This is a genomic window from Sphingomonas sp. (genome assembly GCF_019242355.1).
In the GTDB taxonomy this organism is placed as follows: domain Bacteria; phylum Pseudomonadota; class Alphaproteobacteria; order Sphingomonadales; family Sphingomonadaceae; genus Sphingomicrobium.
Map to the genome: position 1 here is coordinate 1 of NZ_JAFAVR010000153.1, position 23,035 is coordinate 23,035.

At 66.6% G+C, this 23,035-nt stretch carries 25 protein-coding genes; 15 read left to right on the forward strand and 10 right to left on the reverse strand.

Features of this window, described 5'->3' with window-relative positions; all coding sequences use genetic code 11:
• From ftsH to JOZ79_RS07585, 4 genes are all read left to right on the forward strand, one after another.
• A partial coding sequence (gene ftsH, locus JOZ79_RS07570; RefSeq protein ID WP_294072747.1) for an ATP-dependent zinc metalloprotease FtsH occupies positions 1 to 1,687 on the forward strand: 1,687 nt, incomplete at its 5' end.
• Positions 1,688 to 1,752: 65 nt separating this feature from the next.
• Positions 1,753 to 2,847 carry a fatty acid desaturase gene (locus JOZ79_RS07575; RefSeq protein WP_294072750.1) on the forward strand — a complete coding sequence of 365 codons (1,095 nt, stop codon included), beginning with the start codon at positions 1,753 to 1,755 and terminating at the stop codon, positions 2,845 to 2,847.
• A 42-nt stretch (positions 2,848 to 2,889) separates the two neighbouring features.
• Positions 2,890 to 4,038, forward strand: coding sequence for an N-acetyltransferase (locus tag JOZ79_RS07580; RefSeq protein ID WP_294072753.1), 1,149 nt, complete (start codon positions 2,890 to 2,892; stop codon positions 4,036 to 4,038).
• 143 nt (positions 4,039 to 4,181) lie between these two features.
• Positions 4,182 to 4,352 carry a hypothetical protein gene (locus JOZ79_RS07585; protein WP_294072757.1) on the forward strand — a complete coding sequence of 57 codons (171 nt, stop codon included), beginning with the start codon at positions 4,182 to 4,184 and terminating at the stop codon, positions 4,350 to 4,352.
• A 260-nt stretch (positions 4,353 to 4,612) separates the two neighbouring features.
• On the opposite strand, the gene xth is transcribed toward JOZ79_RS07585, so the two are convergent.
• Genes xth through JOZ79_RS07600 form a run of 3 tightly spaced genes read right to left on the reverse strand, consistent with a single transcriptional unit; the run spans position 4,613 to position 6,743 of the window.
• Entirely contained in the window at positions 4,613 to 5,386 is a 774-nt protein-coding gene (gene xth, locus JOZ79_RS07590) for an exodeoxyribonuclease III (protein WP_294072759.1), read from the reverse strand.
• 24 nt (positions 5,387 to 5,410) lie between these two features.
• Positions 5,411 to 5,743, reverse strand: a complete 333-nt coding sequence (gene erpA / locus JOZ79_RS07595; protein ID WP_294072761.1) for an iron-sulfur cluster insertion protein ErpA — start codon at positions 5,741 to 5,743, stop codon at positions 5,411 to 5,413.
• 37 nt (positions 5,744 to 5,780) lie between these two features.
• The gene (locus JOZ79_RS07600; protein WP_294072764.1) at positions 5,781 to 6,743 is read right to left on the reverse strand and encodes a M23 family metallopeptidase; all 963 of its coding nucleotides are present in this window, start codon (positions 6,741 to 6,743) and stop codon (positions 5,781 to 5,783) included.
• Positions 6,744 to 7,133: 390 nt separating this feature from the next.
• On the opposite strand from JOZ79_RS07600, the gene JOZ79_RS07605 reads away from it, so the two are divergent.
• The 3 genes from JOZ79_RS07605 to JOZ79_RS07615 all read left to right on the forward strand — a co-directional run bounded on the left by JOZ79_RS07605 (position 7,134) and on the right by JOZ79_RS07615 (position 11,318).
• Positions 7,134 to 8,285 carry a phosphoserine transaminase gene (locus tag JOZ79_RS07605; RefSeq protein ID WP_294072767.1) on the forward strand — a complete coding sequence of 384 codons (1,152 nt, stop codon included), beginning with the start codon at positions 7,134 to 7,136 and terminating at the stop codon, positions 8,283 to 8,285.
• 98 nt (positions 8,286 to 8,383) lie between these two features.
• Positions 8,384 to 9,973 carry a phosphoglycerate dehydrogenase gene (serA, locus tag JOZ79_RS07610; protein WP_294072770.1) on the forward strand — a complete coding sequence of 530 codons (1,590 nt, stop codon included), beginning with the start codon at positions 8,384 to 8,386 and terminating at the stop codon, positions 9,971 to 9,973.
• A gap of 55 nt (positions 9,974 to 10,028) precedes the next feature.
• Positions 10,029 to 11,318 (forward strand): adenylosuccinate synthase, encoded by a 1,290-nt coding sequence (locus JOZ79_RS07615; protein ID WP_294072773.1) that lies wholly within the window; start codon positions 10,029 to 10,031, stop codon positions 11,316 to 11,318.
• Here JOZ79_RS07615 and fabI read toward each other — a convergent pair.
• The 3 genes from fabI to JOZ79_RS07630 are packed head-to-tail and all read right to left on the reverse strand — an operon-like array spanning position 11,315 to position 14,152.
• Positions 11,315 to 12,106: an enoyl-ACP reductase FabI gene (gene fabI / locus JOZ79_RS07620; RefSeq protein ID WP_294072814.1), complete on the reverse strand. Its 792-nt coding sequence runs from the start codon at positions 12,104 to 12,106 to the stop codon at positions 11,315 to 11,317. The genes JOZ79_RS07615 and fabI overlap by 4 nt on opposite strands.
• 20 nt (positions 12,107 to 12,126) lie before the next feature.
• Positions 12,127 to 13,161: a YihY/virulence factor BrkB family protein gene (locus JOZ79_RS07625; protein ID WP_294072776.1), complete on the reverse strand. Its 1,035-nt coding sequence runs from the start codon at positions 13,159 to 13,161 to the stop codon at positions 12,127 to 12,129.
• A 19-nt stretch (positions 13,162 to 13,180) separates the two neighbouring features.
• On the reverse strand, positions 13,181 to 14,152 hold the full coding sequence (locus JOZ79_RS07630; protein WP_294072779.1) for a J domain-containing protein: 972 nt from the start codon (positions 14,150 to 14,152) through the stop codon (positions 13,181 to 13,183).
• Positions 14,153 to 14,232: 80 nt separating this feature from the next.
• On the opposite strand from JOZ79_RS07630, the gene pdxH reads away from it, so the two are divergent.
• The 3 genes from pdxH to JOZ79_RS07645 are packed head-to-tail and all read left to right on the forward strand — an operon-like array spanning position 14,233 to position 16,522.
• Complete coding sequence (gene pdxH, locus JOZ79_RS07635) at positions 14,233 to 14,811, forward strand: pyridoxamine 5'-phosphate oxidase (RefSeq protein ID WP_294072782.1); 579 nt, start codon at positions 14,233 to 14,235, stop codon at positions 14,809 to 14,811.
• Positions 14,808 to 15,743 (forward strand): cation diffusion facilitator family transporter, encoded by a 936-nt coding sequence (locus JOZ79_RS07640; protein WP_294072786.1) that lies wholly within the window; start codon positions 14,808 to 14,810, stop codon positions 15,741 to 15,743. Before pdxH ends, JOZ79_RS07640 begins: the two co-directional genes overlap by 4 nt.
• Entirely contained in the window at positions 15,740 to 16,522 is a 783-nt protein-coding gene (locus JOZ79_RS07645) for a PhzF family phenazine biosynthesis protein (protein ID WP_294072788.1), read from the forward strand. The genes JOZ79_RS07640 and JOZ79_RS07645 overlap by 4 nt, the downstream gene beginning before the upstream one ends.
• Before the next feature lie 7 nt (positions 16,523 to 16,529).
• Here JOZ79_RS07645 and JOZ79_RS07650 read toward each other — a convergent pair whose 3' ends face one another.
• Complete coding sequence (locus JOZ79_RS07650; RefSeq protein ID WP_294072791.1) at positions 16,530 to 16,994, reverse strand: NUDIX domain-containing protein; 465 nt, start codon at positions 16,992 to 16,994, stop codon at positions 16,530 to 16,532.
• Positions 16,978 to 18,111, reverse strand: coding sequence for a tRNA 2-thiouridine(34) synthase MnmA (gene mnmA / locus JOZ79_RS07655; protein ID WP_294072794.1), 1,134 nt, complete (start codon positions 18,109 to 18,111; stop codon positions 16,978 to 16,980). Before mnmA ends, JOZ79_RS07650 begins: the two co-directional genes overlap by 17 nt.
• A gap of 71 nt (positions 18,112 to 18,182) precedes the next feature.
• Here mnmA and JOZ79_RS07660 point away from each other — a divergent pair, with 71 nt between their 5' ends.
• The 3 genes from JOZ79_RS07660 (at position 18,183) to JOZ79_RS07670 (ending at position 19,244) form a co-directional block, all read left to right on the forward strand.
• Positions 18,183 to 18,407: a hypothetical protein gene (locus tag JOZ79_RS07660; RefSeq protein ID WP_294072797.1), complete on the forward strand. Its 225-nt coding sequence runs from the start codon at positions 18,183 to 18,185 to the stop codon at positions 18,405 to 18,407.
• A gap of 90 nt (positions 18,408 to 18,497) precedes the next feature.
• A complete protein-coding gene (locus JOZ79_RS07665; protein WP_294072800.1) occupies positions 18,498 to 18,797 on the forward strand; it encodes a DUF1153 domain-containing protein in 300 nt (99 codons plus the stop codon).
• A gap of 189 nt (positions 18,798 to 18,986) precedes the next feature.
• Entirely contained in the window at positions 18,987 to 19,244 is a 258-nt protein-coding gene (locus JOZ79_RS07670; RefSeq protein ID WP_294072803.1) for a GlsB/YeaQ/YmgE family stress response membrane protein, read from the forward strand.
• A 61-nt stretch (positions 19,245 to 19,305) separates the two neighbouring features.
• On the opposite strand, the gene JOZ79_RS07675 is transcribed toward JOZ79_RS07670, so the two are convergent.
• Both JOZ79_RS07675 and JOZ79_RS07680 read right to left on the reverse strand, forming a co-directional pair.
• Positions 19,306 to 20,043: an SIMPL domain-containing protein gene (locus tag JOZ79_RS07675; RefSeq protein WP_294072816.1), complete on the reverse strand. Its 738-nt coding sequence runs from the start codon at positions 20,041 to 20,043 to the stop codon at positions 19,306 to 19,308.
• A 62-nt stretch (positions 20,044 to 20,105) separates the two neighbouring features.
• On the reverse strand, positions 20,106 to 20,372 hold the full coding sequence (locus JOZ79_RS07680; protein ID WP_294072806.1) for a GlsB/YeaQ/YmgE family stress response membrane protein: 267 nt from the start codon (positions 20,370 to 20,372) through the stop codon (positions 20,106 to 20,108).
• Between the two features lie 209 nt (positions 20,373 to 20,581).
• Here JOZ79_RS07680 and JOZ79_RS07685 point away from each other — a divergent pair, with 209 nt between their 5' ends.
• The gene (locus JOZ79_RS07685; RefSeq protein WP_294072809.1) at positions 20,582 to 21,757 is read left to right on the forward strand and encodes an efflux RND transporter periplasmic adaptor subunit; all 1,176 of its coding nucleotides are present in this window, start codon (positions 20,582 to 20,584) and stop codon (positions 21,755 to 21,757) included.
• A 23-nt stretch (positions 21,758 to 21,780) separates the two neighbouring features.
• A partial coding sequence (locus tag JOZ79_RS07690) for an efflux RND transporter permease subunit (protein ID WP_294072812.1) occupies positions 21,781 to 23,035 on the forward strand: 1,255 nt, incomplete at its 3' end.

The following is a 23,035-nucleotide window of genomic DNA, read 5'->3' on the forward strand; positions in this document are numbered from 1 at the left end:
AGATCCCTCGCTCGTCCAGCGTCTGACCGACAAGGGCGTGCGGGTGATCGCCAAGCCCGAGGAAAGCGACGTCAACCCGCTGCTGCAGCATCTGCTCTCCTGGTTCCCGATGCTGCTCCTGATCGGCGTCTGGGTGTTCTTCATGCGCCAGATGCAGTCGGGCGGCGGCCGCGCCATGGGCTTCGGCAAGTCCCGCGCCCGCATGCTCACCGAAAAGCAGGGCCGCGTCACCTTCGAGGACGTCGCCGGGATCGACGAGGCGAAGGGCGAGCTGCAGGAGATCGTCGAGTTTCTCAAGGACCCGGGCAAGTTCGCCCGGCTAGGCGGCAAGATTCCCAAGGGCGCGCTGCTGGTCGGTCCTCCGGGCACCGGCAAGACCCTGCTCGCACGCGCCATCGCCGGCGAGGCGGGCGTGCCCTTCTTCACCATCTCGGGCTCCGACTTCGTCGAGATGTTCGTCGGCGTCGGCGCCAGCCGCGTCCGCGACATGTTCGAGCAGGCGAAGAAATCCGCGCCGTGCATCGTCTTCATCGACGAGATCGACGCCGTCGGCCGCCATCGCGGCGCCGGCCTCGGCAACGGCAATGACGAACGCGAGCAGACCCTCAATCAGCTGCTGGTCGAGATGGACGGCTTCGAGGCCAACGAAGGCATCATCATCATCGCCGCGACCAACCGGCCCGACGTGCTCGACCCGGCGTTGCTCCGCCCCGGTCGCTTCGACCGCCAGGTCGTGGTGCCGCGGCCCGACATCGACGGCCGCGAGCAGATCCTCGGCGTCCATATGAAGAAGGTGCCGCTGGCGCCCGACGTCGATGCTCGGGTGATCGCCCGCGGAACGCCCGGCTTCTCCGGCGCCGACCTCGCCAACCTGGTCAATGAGGCCGCGCTGCTAGCCGCTCGCAAGGGAAAGCGCCTGGTCGCGATGCAGGAGTTCGAGGAGGCAAAGGACAAGGTGCTGATGGGCACCGAGCGCAAGTCCATGGTGATGACCGAGGACGAGAAGCGAATGACCGCCTATCACGAGGCCGGCCACGCCATCGTCGCTCTCCACGAGCCCGCGTCCGACCCGATCCACAAGGCGACCATCATTCCGCGCGGCCGCGCTCTCGGCATGGTCATGCGCCTGCCGGAGCGGGACAGCTACAGCTATCACCGCGACAAGATGTACGCGAACCTCGCCGTCTCGATGGGCGGGCGCGTCGCCGAGGAAGTGATCTTCGGCTATGACAAGGTGTCGTCCGGCGCCTCGTCCGACATCCAGTATGCGACCCAGCTGGCGCGCGACATGGTCACCCGCTGGGGCATGTCCGACGAGCTTGGGCCGCTCCAGTACGCCGAGCCCGACGAGGAGGTGTTCCTCGGTTATTCGATGAACCGCGCGCGGCAGATGTCGAACGAGACAGCCCAGGCGATCGACAAGGAAATCCGCAAGATCGTCGAGGACGGCTATGCCCGGGCCAAGAGCCTGCTGGACGAGAACCGGCAGGAGCTCGAGACGCTGGCGCAGGCCTTGCTCGAATATGAGACCCTGAGCGGCGACGAGATCAAGAAGCTGATCGCCGGCGAACCGATCGACCGGGGCGGCAACAAGGGCCCGGCCCTGCCCGCGGCCGGCTCATCGATTCCGAAGGCCAAGCGTCCGCGTGCCGGCGCCATTGGCGGCCCGGCCGCCGCCGGAGCCTGAGCGCCAGTCAAGCTGCCACGAAGGTGCCACGTTCGGATGCAAAGGCCGAGCGTGGACAAGGACTTATGACGAACACCGCAACCCTCCAGCGCGCCTCCGCGCCCGCTGCCGACACGGCGACGACGCGTCCCAAGGACGACGCGGCGATGCTCAAGGCCGCGGCGAACCTGACGCGCGACCTCAACGTGCCGAGCGCCCGCATCTACTGGGCCGACATGCTCAGCTCGGCGCTGATCGGTTATGCCGGGCTGTTCTCGGCGATGGCGCTTCATTCGACGCCGCTGGCGGCGGTCGCATCGGTCATCGCCGTGCTCGCGCTCTACCGCGCCGGCTCGTTCATCCACGAACTGACGCACATCAAGAAGAACGCGGTGAAAGGCTTCCGCTTCGCGTGGAATTGCCTGGTGGGCGTGCCCCTCCTGGTGCCGTCCTTCATGTACGAAGGCGTCCACAACCAGCACCACGCCAAGACCTACTACGGCACCGCAAACGATCCCGAATATCTCCCGCTGGCGCTGATGAAGCCGTGGACCCTGCCGGTGTTCATGATTGCAGCCGCCCTCGCGCCCATCGGCATGCTGATCCGTTTTGCCATCCTGGCGCCGTTGTCCCTGGTCTCGCCGAAGCTACGGACGCTCGTCGTGCAGCGCTATTCCGGTTTGCAGATTAACCCATCCTTCCGCCGTCCGGCACCGGATGGCGAGTTCGCCCGCGACTGGCGCTGGCAGGAAACAGCGTGCAGCTTTTGGGCAATCACCCTCCTGGCCCTGACCGCGACCGGGATCATCCCGCTTCGCGACTTCCTGATCTTCCTCGGCATCGCCGCAGGCGTCATGTTCCTGAACCAGGTCCGGACCCTCGTCGCGCACCTTTGGGAGAATGACGGCGAACCGATGAGCGTCACCGCGCAATATCTCGACAGCGTCAACGTGCCGCCGCCGAGCACCCTGCCGGCCCTGTGGGCGCCGGTCGGCTTGCGCTATCACGGCCTTCATCACCTGCTGCCGGGCCTGCCTTATCACGCGCTCGGCGAGGCACACCGCCGCCTGTGCCGGGAACTCGACGCGGAATCGATCTACCACCGCTCCAGCCACCGCGGCCTGTCGCCCCTCGTGGTCCGGCTGGCGCGCAGCAGCTGGCGCGGCGGAGCGGCCCGCTAAGGTTCACTGGCCCTCGCCGCAAACAGCCGCTAGCTCTCGCCCATGAGCTCAGCCGCCGTGACCGTCCGCCCGGTCTCCACCAAAGCCGACCGCAAGGCCTTCGTCGACTTCGCCTGGGAGGTCTACAAGGGCGATCCGCACTGGGTCCCGCCGCTGAAGGATGAGGTCCATGGCCTGATCACCCCGGGCAAGAACCCCTGGTTCGAACATGCGAAGGCGCAGCTCTGGCTGGCGGAGCGGGGCGGCAAGACCGTCGGCCGCATCAGCGCCCAGGTCGACGAGCTCGTCCTGAAGCAGATGGGCCCCGGAACCGGCAATTGGGGGATGTTCGAGGCGCTCGACGGCGAAGCGGCCGCCGCCCTCATCGCCACCGCCGAGGACTGGCTCCGCAAGCAAGGCATGACCCGCTCGATCGGCCCGATCAGCCTCTCCATCTGGGACGAGCCCGGCCTCGAGATCGAGGGCTTCCAGCAGGACCCGACGGCGATGATGGGCCACCACCGCCCCGAATATCGCGCCTGGGTCGAGGCGGCCGGCTATGCCAAGGCCAAGGACCTGCTGACCTACGAAGTCGACATCGCCCACTGGAACGACCCCAAGATCGACCGCCTGATCGCGGCCGGCGAGCGCAACCCGCACATCCGCATCCGCCAGGTCGACAAGTCGAAGTTCAACGAGGAAGCGCGGATCATCCTCAACCTGTTGAACGACGCCTGGTCGGGCAACTGGGGCTATGTCCCGCTGACCGAGAGCGAGATTGCCTACGCCGGCAAGAAGCTGAAGCCGATCATCTACAATGAGCTCGTCCGCATCGCCGAGCTCGACGGCGAGCCGGTCGCGTTCATGCTGACGATTCCCGACATCAACGAGCTGATCAAGGACCTGAACGGCGAGCTGTTCCCGTTCAACTGGGCCAAGCTCCTGTGGCGCCTGCGCAAGCCGCGCGTCAGTCGCGCCCGGGTGCCGCTGATGGGCGTCGCCAAGAAGCTGCAGCAGTCGCGCATGGCCAGCATGCTCGCCTTCATGCTGATCGAATTCACCCGCCGCGACTGCGTCGGCAAGTTCGGCATCGGTACCGGCGAATTCGGCTGGATCCTCGAGGACAACAAGGGAATGCTGTCCATCGCCGAGCTGCCGGGGGCGCGGGTGAACCATCGGTACCGAGTGTTTGAGAAGCGACTAGCCAGCTAGTGGCACTTCCGATCCATCCCAGCCGACATTGCCAGCCGTCCGCTTTCGATTCGTGCAGACGCTCCGGCGTCCACCAGACGCGTTGACAGCTACGCGGCCAGCGAACATGCTCCATCAGTAGGGGCCTCAATCGGGCGGGGATCATGAAGCTTTATCGAATTAACAAGCTGAGCAAGCTGGGCGGGATCATCCTCAAGAAAAAGGACGTGCTCGCGGCGTCCAACGGTGAGGCCGTTCGCATAGCAGCAAACAGTCCGGACTGCCCCGTCTGCGATGTCCTCAAAGACGGTCAGCACGTCGGCTCCGTCCTATGACTTAGGCGTCGTCATCCTGCCATTCCTGGCGGTGACGGCGAAGCATCTTCTCTGACTGTCCGACCAGCCGCTCAGTTTCCGCGATGCTCAGGCGCATGTTTTCTGACTAGCTTCGACTTCGCGCGACTGCTGTTCTCGGCGCCTGGTTTGCTCCTCTTTGTCGGTCATGGCTGAAGTAGCGAGCCAATTTCGATCAGTTCACCGAGTGCGCCGCCGCAGTGTCTGCTTTCAACCGAAGCAGACAATTCGTCTTGAGGCCTTTAGGTCAGCGCCACCCACGTCGGCGCGTGGTCGGACGCCTTCTCCTCGCCGCGGGCCCAGCGATCGACGCCGGCGCCGCGGAGGCGGTCGGCGGCTTCCGGCGAGCACAATAGATGGTCGAGGCGGAAGCCGAGGTCGCGCTGCCAGCAGCCGGCGGTGTAGTCCCAGAAGGTGTAGAGCTTGGGATCGTCGGGGTGGAAGGCGCGGAGGGCGTCGGTCCAGCCCTGGTTGACGATCCGCCGCCACAGTTGCCGCGCGCCCGGCTGCATCACCGCGTCGTGCTGGGTCGCACGGACCGAGAAGACGTCGCGGTCCTCCGGCACCACGTTCCAGTCGCCGCACAGGATGACCGGCCGCTCCAGCGCGAGGAGCTCAGCGGCATGGTCGTGCAGCCGCTCCATCCAGCGGAGCTTGTAGTCGAACTTCTCGGTGCCGACCGGATTCCCGTTAGGGAGGTAGATCGAGGCGACGATGAGGTCGCCGACCTGCGCCTCGATATAGCGGCTATGCGTGTCGTCCGGGTCGCCGGGGAGGCCGACCCGCCGCAGCTCGGGCGCATCCCCCCGGGCCAGCACCGCGACTCCGTTGAAGCCCTTCTGCCCGTGCCAGACGGCGCCATATCCCGCGGCCTCTATGTCGGCGATCGGCAGCGATTCGTCGGCGCATTTCAGCTCCTGAAGCGCGACCACGTCGGGCTTCTCTCGATCCAGCCATTCGATCAGGCGCGGCAGTCGGGCCCGAATACCGTTGAGATTGTAGGTCGCGAGCTTCATGCCGCCCGCCGTAGCGCGTCCGTCCTAGACGGAGAAGCTGCTTCCGCAGCCGCAGCCGGACTGGGCATTGGGGTTGGTCACCTTGAACGCCGCGCCGCCCAGATCCTCGACGAAATCGACGGCCGAGCCCTTGACCAGCTCGAGGCTGAACGGGTCGACGACGAGGCGCACGCCATCGGTCTCCGTCACCGCGTCCTCGGCGGTCTCGCTCTCGGCGAGCTCAAACTTGTAGGTGAAGCCCGCGCAGCCGCCGCCGTCGACCGCAAGCCGCAGGATTGCGGGTTTCGATTGGCGCTCGGCGATCCAGGCGACCCGCCGGGCGGCGCTCTCGGTCAGGCTGATGTCGGCGTTGCTCACGCGAGCGAGATAGGAAGCGCCCGCACGGGCGGCAAGATTAGCGGCCGGCCGTGATCGGGCCGCCGACCGCGACCTGGTCCATCGATGCCGCGCCGGAGCGCTTCTGCATTGCGATGACGTAGTCGGTCGATTTCATGAACGGGATCGGGTTGACCGGGCGGCCGTCGATCCGGACTTCGTAGTGAAGGTGGTTGCCGGTCGAACGGCCGGTCGAGCCCATGCGGCCGATCTGCTGGCCGCGAGTGATGTGGTCGCCGGCCTGAACGAGGACCGCCGACATGTGGCCGTAGCGGGTGACGATGCCGCGCCCGTGGTCGATCTCGACCATATTGCCGTAGCCTCCGTTGTTCCAGCCGGAGCGAAGCACTGTGCCGTCGGCAGTCGCGTAGATCGGCGTGCCGTAGGCGCCGGCCAGGTCGATGCCGGGGTGCATGGCGGCTCCGGCGTGGAACGGGTCGGCGCGGACTCCGAAGCCGCTGGTGAAGCTGACGTCGGTCTTGACCGGCTTGTCGGACGGAATGGCGATGACACCGTCCTGCAGCTGGTCGAGCTTCTTCCAGCTGTTGAACAGCGCCTTGAACGTGGGGTTGCCGACGCTCTCGAACGGACCTCCGCGCCCGGCCTGGCCGGACGTGTCGGGGTAGAAGCCGAGGCGGCGCAGGGTCGCGTCATCGACTTGCGAGCTGACGCTGAGCGCCGCGGCAAGCGCGATCTGGCGCTCTTCCACTGCCTGCACTCGGCGGTCCGTCTCGGCGGCGAGCTTCGCGACTTCGGCGGAATAGCCGGCGCCGTGCGCGGCAGGCGCAATGCTGACCGCCGGAGCGGGCGCGAGGAAGCGCGCGGTCGCATAGCTCGACCAGCCGACGAGGGCGGTCAGGACAAGGAAAAAGACAGCCTGGACCGGAGCGGACAAACGGAAGCGGCGGAGCTGGGCGCCGTCGTGAACGAAGAAATCGCGATCGCGAAACAGGGTGCCGGTTGCTGCCAAGACCTGGGTCATCGTCCCCCGCTCCACAAATGCTGCCTTCCGCGCGCGAGGACGCGCGGCGGCCATTTTCCATTTTCAGGAGCTCCCCAGCCCCGGACCAATCCCGCGATTGCCCGTCGCGAATTCGGCGAGGTCGAGACTGTCCGCAGTTGGTTAACAAATTCAACCGGCATGCCCCTTGCGCGGGACGAGCCGTCCGGACCCTGCGATGAACCGTTCAATCGCTCTCGAAACAATCATGGCGACGAGGAAAATCAGATATTTGTGCGCCGCAGCATTACGCCCGATCCATAACTGTGGAGGAATCTCGTCCCTCGCCTTGCGAGTGCCACATTCGGCCTTACAAACAGCGGCGGGCCACGCCGTCCCAACGCGGCGCGCGCTCTCTGTGAGGAGAGTTACGTGACTGAGACCATCGACGCGGGTGCACAGGTGCGCCCGGCGAAACCCGACATCCGGCCCACCAGGCCGAATTTCTCGTCCGGTCCCTGCGCCAAGCCGCCGGGCTGGGACCCTTCCAAACTCGCGACTGAATCGCTCGGGCGTTCGCATCGGGCCAAGATCGGGAAGACCCGCCTGCAATATTGCATCGATCTGATGCGCGAGCTGCTGGAGCTTCCCGGCACGCACCAGATCGGCATCGTTCCGGGCTCCGATACCGGCGCGTTCGAGATGGCGATGTGGACGATGCTTGGCGCCCGACCCGTGACCGCACTGGCCTGGGAAAGCTTCGGCGAAGGGTGGGTCACCGACAGCGCCAGGCAGCTGAAGCTCGACCCGACGATCCTTCGTGCCGACTACGGCCAGCTACCGGACCTTACTCAGGTCGACTGGTCGAACGATGTCCTGTTCACATGGAACGGAACCACGTCCGGCGTCCGCGTCCCCAACGGCGACTGGATCGCCGACGACCGCGCCGGACTGAGCTTCGCCGACGCGACCAGCGCGGTGTTCGCCTACCATTTGCCGTGGGACAAGATCGATGTCGCCACCTTCTCCTGGCAGAAGGTCTTGGGCGGCGAAGGCGCGCACGGAGTCCTGATCCTCGGCCCCCGCGCAGTCGAGCGGCTGGAAAGCTACACGCCCGACCGGCCGCTGCCGAAAGTGTTTCGGCTAGTCTCCAAGGGCAAGCTCACCGAGGGCATCTTCAAGGGCGAGACGATCAACACCCCCTCGATGCTGGCCGTCGAGGACGCGATCTGGTCGCTCGAATGGGCGAAGTCGATCGGGGGTGCGCGGGCGCTTCAGCAGCGGTCGGACGCGAATGCCGCGGCGCTGGACGAGATCGTTCGGGACCGCAACTGGCTCGGCCATCTCGCGGTCGACCCGGCGAGCCGGTCCACGACCTCCGTCTGCCTGACGGTCGAGGGCGCCGACGCCGACTTCATCAAGGCCTTCGCCGGCCTTTTGGAGAAGGAAGGCGCGGCCTTCGACATCGCCGGATACCGCGACGCCCCGCCGGGCCTTCGCATCTGGTGCGGCGCGACGGTCGAAACGAGCGACATCGAGGCACTCGGCCCCTGGCTCGACTGGGCCTGGGAGCAGTCTTCCTAACCCACTCCGTTCGCCCTGAGCTTATCGAAGGGCTGTCTTTCACTTGAGCAGAAAAGGGCAGGGCTTCGACAAGCTCAGCCCGAACGGGATTTTTCACAATGACCGAACAGATCAAAGTCCTCATCGCCGACAAAATGGACTCCAAGGCCGCCGCCGTGTTCCGCGAGCGCGGCATCGAGGTGGACGAGAAGCCCGGCCTGACGCCGGACGAGCTCCAGGCCATCGCCCACGACTATGACGGCATCGCCGCCCGCAGCTCGGCCCGGATCACCGCGCCGATCATGGACGCCGCCCTCCCCCGCCTGAAGGTCATCGGACGCGCCGGCATCGGCGTCGACACCATCGACGTCCCCGCCGCCTCGGCGCGCGGGATCGTCGTCATGAACACCCCGTTCGGCAACTCGATCACCACTGCCGAGCATGCGATCGCCATGCTGTTCGCGCTCGCCCGCGAGATCCCGCAGGCCGACCAATCGACCCAGGCTGGCAAATGGGAAAAGAACCGCTTCATGGGCGTCGAGCTCGCCGGCAAGACGCTCGGCCTGATCGGCTGCGGCAATATCGGCTCGATCGTCGCCGACCGCGCCCACGGCCTCAAGATGAAGGTCGCCGCCTACGATCCGTTCCTGTCGCCGGAACGCGCGGTCGAGCTCGGCGTCGACAAGGTCGAGCTGGACGAGCTTCTCGCCCGCGCCGACTTCATCTCACTGCACACGCCGCTGACCGACCAGACCCGCGGAATCCTCAGCCGCGAGGCGCTGGCCAAGACGAAGAAGGGCGTCCGCATCGTCAATTGCGCGCGCGGCGGCCTGATCGACGAGGCGGCGCTGAAAGAGGGCCTCGAGAGTGGTCACATCGCCGGAGCCGCGCTCGACGTCTTCTCCACCGAGCCGGCCAAGGAGAACGCTTTGTTCGGAACGCCCGGCCTGATCTGCACGCCGCACCTCGGCGCGTCGACGACCGAGGCGCAGGTCAATGTCGCGATCCAGGTTGCCGAGCAGATGAGCGATTTCCTGCTCTTGGGCGGCATCACCAACGCGGTCAACGTGCCGTCGCTCTCCGCCGAGGAAGCGCCGCGCCTGAAGCCCTACATGGCCCTCGCCGAGAAGCTCGGCCGTCTGGTTGGGCAGATCGCAGGGACCGAAATGCGCTCTATCGACATCGAGGCCCAGGGCGCCGCCGCCGAGCTCAATATCAAGCCGATCACCGGCGCGGTGCTGGCGGGTGTGATGCGGACCTGGTCGGACACCGTGAACATGGTCAACGCCCCGCACCTGGCGAAAGAGCGCGGCCTCGGCGTCCGCGAAATCCGCAGCGAGGGCGAGGGCGACTATCACACCCTGGTCGGAGTTACGGTCGGCACCGACCAGGGTCCGAAGCGGGTCGAAGGCACATTGTTCGGCAACCGCGCGCCGCGGCTCGTCAAGATCTTCGACGTGCCCGTGGAGGCGGAGCTGACCGGCCAGATGATCTACATCGTCAACACAGACGCCCCGGGATTCATCGGCGCGCTCGGGACGACTTTGGGCAGGCACGGCATCAACATCGCCACCTTCAACCTCGGCCGCCGCGAAGCTGCCGGGGAAGCCGTCGCGCTGGTCGCCGTCGACGACCCGATCACGCCCGACGTCGCCCGCGAATTGCATTCGCTGCCGGGCGTGCTCCAGGTCGTGCCGCTGAGTTTTTGACGCGGGCGGACCGCTAACCTAGAGCCCGCGCGGACCTCAAAGCAGGACAGAAGCATTGGGTAACGTCACCGTCATCGGCGCGCAGTGGGGCGACGAGGGCAAGGGCAAGATCGTCGATTGGCTCGCCAGCCGGGCCGACATGGTCGTCCGCTTCCAGGGCGGCCACAATGCCGGCCACACGCTTGTCGTCGGCGACCAGGTCTACAAGCTGTCGCTGCTGCCGAGCGGAATCGTGCGCGGCACGCCGTCGGTCATCGGCAACGGCGTCGTCCTCGACCCCTGGGCGTTCAAGGCCGAGGTCGAGAAGATCGCCGCCCAGGGCATTTCGGTCACGCCCGACGTGCTGATGATCGCCGAGACCTGCCCGCTGATCCTGCCCTTCCACCGCGACCTCGACGCGTTACGCGAAGACGCATCGGGCGCGGGCAAGATCGGCACAACCCGCCGCGGCATCGGTCCGGCCTATGAGGACAAGGTCGGGCGCCGCTCGATCCGGGTGTGCGACCTAGCCCAGCTCGACGACATCGGCCCGCTGCTCGATCGCCTCTGCGCCCACCACGACGCGCTTCGCGCCGGCTTCAATGAGCCGCCGGTCGACCGCGAGCGCCTTCTCACCGACCTTCGCGAGATCGCCGATTTCGTCCTGCCCTTCGCCCGGCCGGTGTGGCGCGACCTCGACGCGGCGCTTCAGCGCGGCAAGCGCATCCTGTTCGAGGGAGCGCAGGGCGTGCTCCTCGATGTCGACCACGGCACCTATCCGTTCGTCACCTCGTCCAACACCGTCGCCGGCCAGACCGGGCCGGGCAGCGGCATCGGCCCGCGCGGCGCCGGCTTCGTGCTAGGCATCGTCAAGGCCTACACCACCCGGGTCGGCTCCGGGCCCTTCCCGACCGAGCTGGAGGACGAAACCGGCCAGCGGCTCGGCGAGCGCGGCCACGAGTTCGGCACCGTCACCGGCCGCCGTCGCCGCTGCGGCTGGTTCGACGCGGTGCTGGTCCGCCAGGCGGTCGCGGTCAGTGGCGTCACTGGCGTCGCCCTCACCAAGCTCGACGTGCTTGATGGCTTCAAGACGGTAAGGATCTGCACCGGCTATCGCATCGACGGCCGCGAGTTCGACTACCTTCCGCCCCATGCCGCCGACCAGTTTCGCGTAGAGCCGATCTACGAAGAGGTCGAGGGCTGGCCTGGAACAACGCGCGGCGCCCGCAGCTGGGCCGACCTGCCGGCGCGAGCGATCAAGTACGTCCGCCGCATCGAAGAGCTGATCCGCTGCCCGGTGGCGCTGGTCTCGACCAGCCCCGAGCGCGAGGACACGATTTTGGTGAGGGACCCGTTCGCGGGTTAGACGGTCGAAATATCCGGCGCGTCCTCGGCTTTCATGCCGATAACGTTGTAGCCGGCGTCGACGTGGTGGATTTCCCCGGTGACGCCTGCCGCCAGGTCGCTCAGCAGGTAGAGCCCGGCCCCGCCGACATCCTCGATGCTGACGTTGCGGCGTAGCGGCGAATTATATTCGTTCCACTTCATGATGTAGCGGAAGTCACCGATGCCGCTTGCCGCGAGCGTCTTGATCGGGCCGGCCGAGATGCCGTTCACCCGGATGCCCTCCGGCCCAAGGTCGGCCGCCAGATACTTCACCGACGACTCAAGCCCCGCCTTGGCGACCCCCATCACGTTGTAATGCGGGATGACCTTCTCGGCGCCGTAGTAAGTCAGCGTCAGCAGCGAGCCGCCGCCGCTCATCAGCGCCCGGGCCCGCTGCGCGACCGCGACGAAGCTGTAGACCGAGATGTTCATCGTCATCAGGAAATTGTCCATCGTCGTGTCGACGAATTTCCCACGGAGCTCGGTCTTGTCGGAATAGCCGATCGCGTGGACGACGAAGTCGAGCGTCTGCCAGCGCTCCTTGAGCTCCTCGAACGCGCGGTCGAGCGCCCGCATGTCCGACACGTCGCAATCGACGAGCAGGTCCGAACCGAGCTCCGCTGCAAGCGGCCTTACCCGCTTCTCGAGCGCCTCGCCCTGGTAGGAGAAGGCCAACTCTGCGCCTTGACTGCCAAGCGCCCGAGCGATCCCCCAGGCCAGCGATCGATCGTTCGCGAGCCCCATGATGAGTCCGCGCTTGCCTTCCATCAAACGGCCAGTGACGTCGTTCAAAGCTGCGCTCTCCCTGTTTCCAGCTCCGCTTCGACGTCCTCGCCCGGCTGGGGTTCCTCGACGTCGAGCTCGTCCTGATACGGCCCGCTGTAGATTTCACCCTTTAGCGCGGTGGCGCCAGCTTCCGCCAGCGCCGCGTTCAGCTCGGCGCCGATGACGACGCCGAGGCCGACGACGAAGAAGAAGATGAGGGCGATCATCACGCCCGCCAGGCTCCCGTAGGTGCGCGTGTAGCCGCCGAGCAGGCCAAGAGCGAATGGAAGCACTTCCACGGTCGCCAGCCACCAGGCGGTGATGAACAGGGCCCCCGGCCACTTGCGGCAGCCGCGGCGGCGATATCGCGCTGGAGTGAGCGCGAGGAACAGCAGGTAGAATGTGACGAACAGCGTTGCCGCCGGCACCAGTCGGTAAAGCCCCAGGGTGGTTCCGAGCCCCTGCGCGAATGGGAACCAGGTCAGCAGCAGATGATCGACGATCGTCAGGGCCGCGCTTACCGCAAATGCCAGCATCAACAGGATCACCGCGCCGAGGATCAGCAGGATCGATCCCAGTCGGTACTCCCAGAACGGCGAGCAGAATTTCACCCCATAGGCGCGGCGCAGGATGTCGCGGATGGTCTCCACGAAACTCGCCGCGGTCCACAGTCCGACGATCGCGCCCAGCCACAAGAGATTGCCGGTGCGCACCGTCAGCACTTCGCCGATCGGCTCGCGAAGGGTCGCTGCGACCGCCGGCGGCAAGCGGCGGAGGATATTGATGACGGCAAGCTGCGCGTCCTGACTTTGCCCCAGGAGATGCGCAACGGCGGCCGCGACGATGAAGAACGGGAACAGCGCGACGATCGACAGATAGGCGAGGTTGCCGGCGTGAATGAAGCCGTCAGCATAGACGCCGATCGCAATACGCTTGACCACCTCCCAGGCGGTGACGCGCGGCTTAAGCTTCTCTTCGACGTCGGTGCCGAACGCGGCCCGCATGCTTGCGAGGCGCTTGCGTCTCGCTTCGGGCGACTGGGACGACAACTCTTTCATCTTGGCGGCCCGATCGCCTCTAGACGCCAAGCGCGACGCGTGGGTTGCCGCCGCCAGACCAGCCCTCGGCAAAAGCCTGCAGATCGGAATCGCTGGCGGGCACGTCGATCACGATTGTCACCAGCTGGTCGCCGCGAGCGCCGCCCTTGGCCGTGAAGCCGCGGCCCTTCAGGCGAAGCACCTTGCCGGAAGTCGTGCCTCTGGGCACGGTCAGCATGACCGGTCCCTCGGGCGTCGGCACCTTCACCTTGGCACCGAGCACTGCTTCCTTGAGTGTAACCGGAAGTGTCAGCCGGATGTCGCTGCCATCGCGCGTGTAGAAGGGGTGAGCGGCCACCTCGATCGTGACGAGGCCATCGCCGCGGCCCCCCGGACCCTCATCGCCCTTGCCGCCAAGGCGGATCTTCGTGCCCTCCTCGACCCCCTGCGGAAGTTTCAGGTCAATGGTCTTGCCGTCGGCAAGCCGGATGCGTTGCGACGCAAGAGTCACGGCATCGACGAACGGCACCTTCAGGCGGTAGGCGACGTCGGAGCCCTTCTGCGGCGCGCGCCCGCGCTGGCGGAAGCCACCGAAACCGCCACTCTGCCCGCCGCGACCGCGAGATGCTCCCGCTGCGCCGAACAAGCCTTCGAAGATATCGCCAAGGTCCGCGGTCTCGGCTCCGCCGAAGTTCATGTTCTCGAACCCGGCCCCAGCACCCGGGCGCGGCCCGGCTCCGGCGCCCGGCGAGTAACCGCCGAAGCCGCCGCCGAACGGCGACTTGGGATTGCCTTCCTCGTCGATCTCGCCGCGATCGTAGCGCGCGCGCTTGTCGGCGTCGGACAGGAGGTCATAGGCCGAAGTCACTTGCGCGAAGCGCTCGGCGGCCTTCGGATTGTCCTTGTTGCGATCGGGGTGAAGCTGCTTGGCGAGGCTGCGATAGGCCTTCTTGATCTCTGCCTCGCTGGCGCCGCGTTTCACGCCGAGGCGTTGATAGAGGTCGAGTGCCATTGATCTCCCATGCCGTAACGATCGGTCCCTGACCAGATGGGTTGCCGTTGCCGCGCGGCCAAGCCTAAGGCGCGGGCATCATGGCGACCGATCCGTTCCAGCTGTTCGACGAGTGGCTCGGCGAGGCCCGCGAAAGCGAGCCCAATGACGCCAACGCAATGGCGCTCGCAACCGCGGACGCGAGCGGCCGACCCGCCGTCCGGATGGTCCTGCTGAAAGATCACGGCCCGAACGGATTCGTCTTCTACACCAACCGCAACAGCGCCAAGGCGGCGCAGCTCGCCGGAAACCCCCGCGCGGCCCTGCTCCTTCACTGGAAATCGCTTCGCCGCCAGGTGCGTGTCGAAGGCCCGGTCGAGCAGGAGCCGGATGCCCGGTCCGATGCCTATTTCGCAAGCCGCTCGCGCGATTCGCAGCTTGGGGCATGGGCGTCCGACCAGTCGCAGCCGCTCGACGACCGCGCGACCTTCGAGCGTCGGTTCGAGGACATGGCCCGAAGATTCGAAGGCGCGGACGTTCCCCGTCCCCCGCACTGGGGTGGCTACAGCGTGAGGCCCGAGCGCATGGAATTCTGGTCCGATCGACCGCACCGGCTTCACGATCGGCGGCTGTTCACGCGCTCCGGAGATGGCTGGATCGAAGGGCTGCTCTACCCGTGACGACGGCCGCCACCGCCGCTGAGCATTCGGTTCACACCTCCCGGGCGGCGCTGGCCAGTGTCGCCATCGCCACCATCCTCCTCTTCGCCAAGGGATGGGCCGCCTGGCGCACCGGCTCGACCGCGATGCTCGGCTCGCTCGCAGACACCGGGCTCGACCTCATTGCGAGCATGACCACGCTCGCGGGAATCCGCATCGCTGCCCGGCCCGCCGACCACGACCACCGCTTCGGGCATGGCAAGGCGGAGGCGCTCGTCGCACTTGCCCAGGTTGCGCTGATCGCGGTCTCCGCCGTTGGCATCCTCTGGCACGGGATCGACCGGCTGCTCCACGGCGCCCACACCGAAGGCATAGCAACCGGCATCGCCGTCTCGCTCGGGGCGATGATTTTCACGCTCGGCCTGCTCTGGTACCAGCACGGAGTGATCGCCCGCACGGGCTCGATCGCGATCAAGACCGACAATCTTCACTACAAGGCGGACCTTGCGCTCAACATCGCGGTCATCGCCGCTCTCGCCCTCGACCAGACCCTGCACGTCGCCGGCGCCGACGCGATCGTCGGCATCGCGATCGCCCTGTGGCTGGCATGGGGCGCCTTCCGGGCGTCGGGCGAAGCCGTCAACCAGCTGATGGATCGTGAATGGCCGGAGGACGAGCGGCAGGAATTCCTCGACGCCGCGGCAAAGCACGGCGAGCTTCGCGGCCTCCACGACCTCCGCACACGCAAGAGCGGTACGCTGCGCTTCGTTCAGTTCCACGTCTGGGTGCCGGCCGACTGGACCGTCCAGGAAGCGCACGACCGCCTCGACCGCGCCGAGGAGGCCCTGCAGGCGCGGTTTCCCGGCACCGAGATCCTGATTCACGTCGATCCCGAGGGGCAGACCGATCGGGAGACCCTGTTGCCCCAGGCGATCACGGAGCAGGCGACATGACCAGCATCCCATTCTTCCAGGTTGACGCCTTTGCGCCGGCTCCGCTGACCGGCAACCCGGCCGCCGTGATGCCACTGGACCATTGGCTCGACGACGCGCTCATGCAGTCGATCGCCGCCGAGAATAACCTCAGCGAGACCGCCTTCACTGTTCCGTCGGACCGCGAAGATGCCGACTACGATCTTCGCTGGTTCACCCCGGCGAGCGAGGTCGACCTGTGCGGCCACGCGACCATCGCCACCGGGCACGTCCTCGTCACCGGCCGTCCGCTGCGCTTTGCAACCCGCTCGGGCATCCTCACCGTCACCCGGCGCGACGGCCTGCTCGAGCTGGATCTTCCCGCCGCGAAGCTCACCGAAGGGCGCGAGCCCGAACTCTGCGCGGCGCTTGGCATTCCCGACCAGCCGGTCTGGCTTGCCGAAGGCTGCAACGATGCCGCCATCGTCGAGCTTGAAGACGAAGCCGCCGTCCGCGCACTCGCCCCCGACATGGCCATCCTTGCCCGCGTCCCGCGGATGGCCGTCGTCACCGCCCGGGGCTCTGACCACGCAATCGCCAGCCGCGTCTTCGTCCCTTATCTCGGCATCGACGAGGACCCCGTCACCGGTTCCGCACACGCCGCGCTCGTGCCCTATTGGGCCAAGACGCTCGGCCGCGCACACTTTACCGCACTCCAGGCCAGCAAGCGCACCGGGGTTCTCGACTGCCGCCTGGAAGGCGCCCGCGTCGTTCTTGGCGGCCAGTGCCGAACCGTGATCGTGGGCCAGTTCCAGCTCTAGCAGGACGCTAGGACCCGAGCCGCGCCTCCAGCGCATCGAGAAACGGCACCTGGCTTGGGAGCATCAATCGCCGCGCCTTCGCCAGGCCCATCCACTCCGCCTGTTCGATCTCCGGGAAGCGTTGCCGCTGGCCCGACCGCGGCGGCCATTCCATCTCGAACTCGATCGAGGTCAGAGTTGCCGGATCGAGGTCCCCTTCGGCCGCGAACGCTTCCACCCACTTGCCGCCGGCCTGGCGCACCTTCGCCAGCGGGAAAGGCTCGCCGGCAAGCGCGGTTCCGGTCTCCTCCTCGAACTCGCGCAGCGCCGCGACGATCGGGGTCTCTCCCGGCTCGATCCCGCCCTTGGGGATCATCCAGGCGCCCGCATCCTTGTTCTTCCAGAACGGGCCGCCGGGCTTGACCAGAAGCACCTCGACGGCGGCGTCGCCGTTCCTGAACAGCAGGACTCCGGCGCTATGCTGCAGCGGCATCGGCCACCGGCCGCTCGACTGCTCCCGGCTGAGCCGCCACCGTCTCCGCGATCCATCCCCCGCCCAGCAGGCGCGTGCCCTGGTAGCAGACCGCCGCCTGGCCAGGCGCGACCCCGAGTTCCGGCCGTTCGAATCGCAGCCACTCGCCGTCCCGCACGGCGGAGACCGGCGGCGCGAGCGAGCGCACCTTCACGCTCACCTCATCCTGGTCTTCGCCGATCCACGTCCAGTCACTCACCCGGATCGCGCCGATCGCAAGGGCCCGCCGGGGCCCGACCACCAATCGCCGCTGCTCGGGCTCGATCCGAACCACATAGAGCGGCTCCTTCTGGCCGCCGATCTCGATCCCGCGACGCTGGCCGATCGTGAAGTGAACCACGCCCGGGTGCGCACCGAGGACCCGGCCCTCGAGGTCGACGATCTCGCCGCTCGCCTGGGTTTCCGGCCGCAGTTTCTTGACCAGTCCGGCATAATCCCCGTCCGGAACGAAGCAGATATCCTGGCTGTCCGGCTTGGAAGCGACCTCCAGATCGAGCCGCCCGGCAATCGCGCGCACCTGTCCCTTCGGCATGCTTCCTAAAGGAAAGCGAAGGAACGCGAGCTGCTCCGCTGTGGTGCCGTAGAGGAAATAGCTCTGGTCGCGGCGAGGGTCGGAGCCCTTGTGCAGCTCGGCCCGGCCGCTGCTCACGACGCGGCGGACGTAGTGGCCGGTCGCGAGGCAATCGGCGCCAAGTTCGTGCGCGAAGGCGATGAGGTCGGTGAACTTCACGCCCTGGTTGCACAAGGCACAGGGGATCGGCGTCCGACCGCTTGCATATTCGTCGACGAACCGATCGATGACGCCGCTCCGAAAACGGCTTTCATAGTCGAGGACGTAATGGGCGATGCCGAGGCGATCGGCGACCATCTTCGCGTCATAGATGTCCTGCCCCGCGCAACAGGCGCCGGAGCGTCGGACGGCCTCGCCATGATCGTAGAGCTGGAGGGTCACGCCGATCACCTCGGCGCCGGTCTCCGCGGCAAGCGCGGCGGTCACGGAGCTGTCGACGCCGCCGGACATGGCAACGACGATTCGCGCCTCCTTCGCGGGGCGGCCGAGATCGAAACTGCAGGACATTGACGCCGTCTTTACCCGAATTTCATTCCTCCAAGCTAGCTGATGATCGTCCGGTCATCAGGGGATTGGGATTGGCACGTCACGAGCGGGACATCCGTGCCTCGGCACGAGCACAGCTCGATTCGGACGAGATGCTCGCGATCCTGGGCGATCCGGGGGCACTGGCCGACAGGGACCGGCAGGAAGCAATCGCTTGCTACCTGTCGGGCAGCGAAGGCTGGCACGAGGCGGGCCATCGCCTTGGCGGCACCTTCTCGACGGCGGCGACAAGGTTAAGGCCACGTAAGGGTGATTGAGTGGGGGATTAACCAGTGCACTTCAGTATCTTTTCAATGGCGAGCTCTTAAGAGGCACGCATCGACAATGATTAAGCAGGTTTGAAACGCATGCTCGAGAACCAGAAGATTCGTCCGGCCCAGGTCATTGGTCCGCTCGGCGAGCCGCTGACGCTCGACTCTCTGCCTCCTGCGAGCACCACCCGCTGGGTCGTTCGCCGCAAGGCCGAAGTGGTCGCCGCGGTGGCCGGCGGCCTGCTCAGCGTCGACGATGCCTGCAAGCGCTATTCGCTCAGCCTTGAGGAATTCACGAGTTGGCAGCGCGCGGTCGATCGCAGCGGAATGCCGGGCCTTCGCGTCACCCGCATCAAGCAGTATCGCGACCAGTACGAGCGCCAGCAGCGTTATTGATCTGCGCACCGCGCAAGTCGTTGCGCACCAATATCAATCAAGCTTTATCTTGGTACGACCGCGTAAAACGCACCTGTTCTCGCTGGACAGACCCTTGCGAATCCGGAACAACAGGCGCGCATCGCGCGTCTTGATGCCGGACCGGCCGCTCAGTCTCCTCGGCGGCCACTCAACAGGGAGGACTAGCTGATGGGTATCATCGTTTGGCTGATCGTCGGCGGTATTTGTGGCTGGCTTGCGAGCATGATCATGCGCACCGACGCGCAGCAGGGCATCATCCTCAACATCATCGTGGGCATCATCGGCGCGGCCATCGCGGGCTTCCTGCTCGGCGGCGGCGCGGACCTGAACCACGGTATTACGATCACGAGCTTCCTTTATTCCCTGCTCGGCGCTGTCGTGCTCCTGGCGATCGTCAACCTGATCCGGCGGGGTACCGTCCGCTAGCCCGGATCGCTTCCTCAGCTTAAACAGGCCGCGCAGCCGAAAGGTCGCGCGGCCTTCTTTTTCATTGAAGCTCGAACGTCATTGCGAGGCTGACCTGGAGCTTCTGCTCGCCCGGATCGATCTTGGTCTGGGCGGCTTCTGCTCGGGCCATCATCATCGGCATCGGGGGCTGCGGCGGCAGGACATCGCCGCCGCTCTCCGCAACCGAGACCAGCCGAGCCACCCGCATCCCCAGCGAGCGCGCATAGAGTTCCGCCCGAGCTCGTCCAATCGCAACCGCGTTCGCCCGCGCCTCGTCGAGCGCCGCCTCCGGCCGGTCGATGGTCAGCGTTGGACCGTTGATCTGATTCGCCCCCTGCGCGACCAGCGCATCGAGCACCGCGCCCGAGTTCCCGATATCCCGAAACCGCACCGTCACCTGGTTCGATGCCGTATATCCGGTCAGCTGCGGCGGCTGGTTGTCGGCATAGCGATATTCCGGATTGAGGCTCACGTTGCTTGTCTGAATGTCGCGGTCCGCGATCCCGGCGCGCTTGAGAGCGGTCCGCACCCGAGCCATCCGGTCCGCCGTTTCCTGGAGCGCCGCGCTCGCGGTTACGGCCCGGCTGACTACCCCGGCGGAGATGACCGCGACGTCGGGCACACGCGTCGTCTCTCCGGTCGCACTGATGTCGAGCCGCGTACCGGCGATGGTTTGCGTGATGGTCGACTGCTGCGCGGAGGCGGCAGCAGGCACCGCCCCGCCCAGCAAAACCGCCACGAGTATCTGCTTCATCATGTCATTGTTCCCGTTCCCCATGAGACGCGCGAGGTTCACGCGCGGCCCATGGCTGTTTCCTGAACGGGCGGGCGGCGCACCGCTCAGAGGCGTCGGCGGCCCCCGGCGATCATTCGGTAGATCAACAGGATAATGAACGCGCCAACGATGGCCGCGATGAAGCCGGCACCCTCGTTGGGGCCGTACCAGCCGACCGCGTGCCCGATCCAGCCTGCGACGAGCGCTCCCACGATGCCGAGGATGATGGTGACGATGCACCCGCCCGGATCCTTGCCGGGCATGAGCAGCTTGGCGATCGCGCCCGCGATTCCCCCGATCACGATCCAGCCGATGATCCCGTAGCTTTCCATGGTGGTGCTTCCCCTTTCCCAAGGCCGTTGCCCGCGGCGGACGGACGCCCGCCGCCCGCCTAACGCGCGCTCGCGGCGCAAGTGCCGCCGTTGGTCGAAAACTGCTGTATTTGCCGAGACGGCAGGAGTCTGTTGCAGCCGGTGACTTATTAGCGTAACACAGCTGGTCTCTATTCGGCCAGAATCGCGAAACCATTGAGCAGGGAATGATGAACCGCGAGACCTCCATCCACGCGTCGGACACGGTGATCGTGACGGACCGCAGGCAACGTCGCCGCTGGGTCATCATCGGCGCGGTTGCGCTGATCACCCTCCTTGCCATCGGCCTGATGCTCATGGCCGGCCACGGTGCGAAGACCGCTCCCGCTTCCGCGGACAGCAAGGCCGCGGGGCAGATGCCGGCGGTTACCGTCGTCGTACCGGGCCGAAGCCAGGTGGGCCGCCTGGTCACCGCCAGCGGCCCGCTCGCGGCGCGCCGCGACCAGCCGATCGGCATCGCCGGCCAGGGTGGCCGGGTGATCCGCGTCCTTGCCGACGCCGGAAGCTGGGTGCGCGCCGGTCAGGTCCTCGCCGTCGTCGACCGCTCCGTGCAGACCCAGCAGGCGGCCCAGATAGCCGCGCAGATCGATGCCGCGCGTGCCCAGGCTGCGCTTGCCCAAGCCGATTATGAGCGCGCCGTTTCGCTTCAGGGACGCGGCTTCGTTTCCAAGGCCGAGATCGATTCCAAGCGCGCAGCGCGCGACGCCGCGAACGCCCAGGTCCGCGTCGCCCAGGCGCAGCTCGGCGCGACCCGCGCCCAGATCGGCCAGCTCAATGTCGTTGCTCCGACGGCTGGCCTCATCCTGTCGCGGAATGTCGAGCTCGGCCAGATCGTCAGCCCTGGCTCGCCGGCCCTCTTCCGCCTCGCCGAAGGCGGCGAAATGGAGATGCAGGCCCAGCTTTCGCAGCAGGACCTTGCCGCCGTCCACGTCGGCATGGCCGCAACCGTCACGCCCGTCGGCTCAAGCCGCAGCTTCTCGGGCGGCGTGTGGCAGGTCGCGCCCGTCATCGACCCGCAGTCGCGCCTCGGCCTGGTCCGCATCGCGATCGCCTTCGATCCCTCGATCCGCCCGGGCGGGTACGCCCAGGCGCGCATTGCGGCCGGTCAGGTCACCGCCCCGCAGCTGCCGCAGAGCGCGGTGCTCAGCGATGACAAGGGGAATTACGTCTACATCGTCAACGCGCACAACGTGATCGAGCGCCGCCCGATCACCATCGGGATCGTCGATGAGAACGGAGTCAGCATCGCCTCGGGCCTCGAAGGCAACGAGCGGGTGGTGCTCTCCGCCGGGCCGTTCCTGAACCCGGGTCAGACGGTAAAGCCCACCAGCGTCGCAGCGCACTAGGACGATAGAAGAGCGCAAGGGTCATGAACTTCCGTAACGTCTCGTCCTGGTGCATCCGCAACCCGGTCGCGCCCATTGTCCTGTTCGTCGGGCTCATGCTTGCCGGAATCGTCGCCTTTGCGCGGATGCAGGTGAACAACGCACCCGACGTCGATTTCCCCGCAGCGATCGTTTCGATCAGCCAGCCGGGCGCCGCCCCGAACGAGGTCGAGACCCAGATCACGCAGCGCGTCGAGTCGGCGATCCGCGGCGTCAACGGCGTCGACGAGATCGACAGTACGGTGAGCGAAGGCAACAGCTTCACCTTCGTCACGTTCCAGCTCGGCACCCCCACCGACCGCGCGGTTAACGACGTCCGGAGCGCGATCGACCAGATTCGCGGCGACCTGCCGCAGGGCATCCTCCAACCGAGCGTGACCCGGGTCGAGGCCGAGAACGAACCGATTACCGTCGTCGGTGCGCAGACGACCGACATGAGCCTCGAGCAGCTGAGCTGGTATATCGACGACACCATCGCCAAGCGGCTCCTCAGCGTCCCTGGCGTCGCGGCAGTATCGCGCGGCGGCGGCGTGGATCGCGAGATCCGGGTCATTCTTGATCCGGCAGCGCTGCAGGCGCAGGGCATCACTGCCGCCGAGGTCAACCAGCAGCTTCGCCAGAGCAACATCAACGCGGCCGGCGGTCGGACCGAGGTCGCGGGTTCCGAGCAGAATGTGCGCGTGCTCGGAAATGCGCAGGACGCCTACCAGCTGTCGCAGACCCAGATCGCGCTTCCCGGCGGCCGCTTCGTGCGGCTTGCCGACCTCGGCCGCGTCGAGGATTCCTATGCCGAGCAGCGCTCGCTGTCGAAAATGGGCGGCCGCCAGGTCGTCACCTTCCAGGTGCAGCGTGCGAAGGACACGTCGGAGGTCAGCGACTACAACGCGACCTGGGACGAATTGCGCAAGATCGAGAAGGAGAACCCCAAGGTCCACTTCTCCGAGATCTTCAACACGGTCGATCACACCAAGGCGCAGTACAAGTCGGCCATGGAAGGCCTGGTCGAAGGCGCCATCCTGGCCGTCCTCGTCGTCCTCCTGTTCCTGAGGGACATCCGCGCGACCGTCATCTCGGCGCTCGCGATCCCGCTGTCAGCAATTCCTGCCTTCTTCTTCATGAGCCTGATGGGCATCACGCTGAACTTCATGTCGACGATGGCGATGGGCCTCGTGTCGGGCGTGCTCGTCGACGATGCGATCGTCGAGATCGAGAACATCGTCAGGCACATGCGCATGGGCA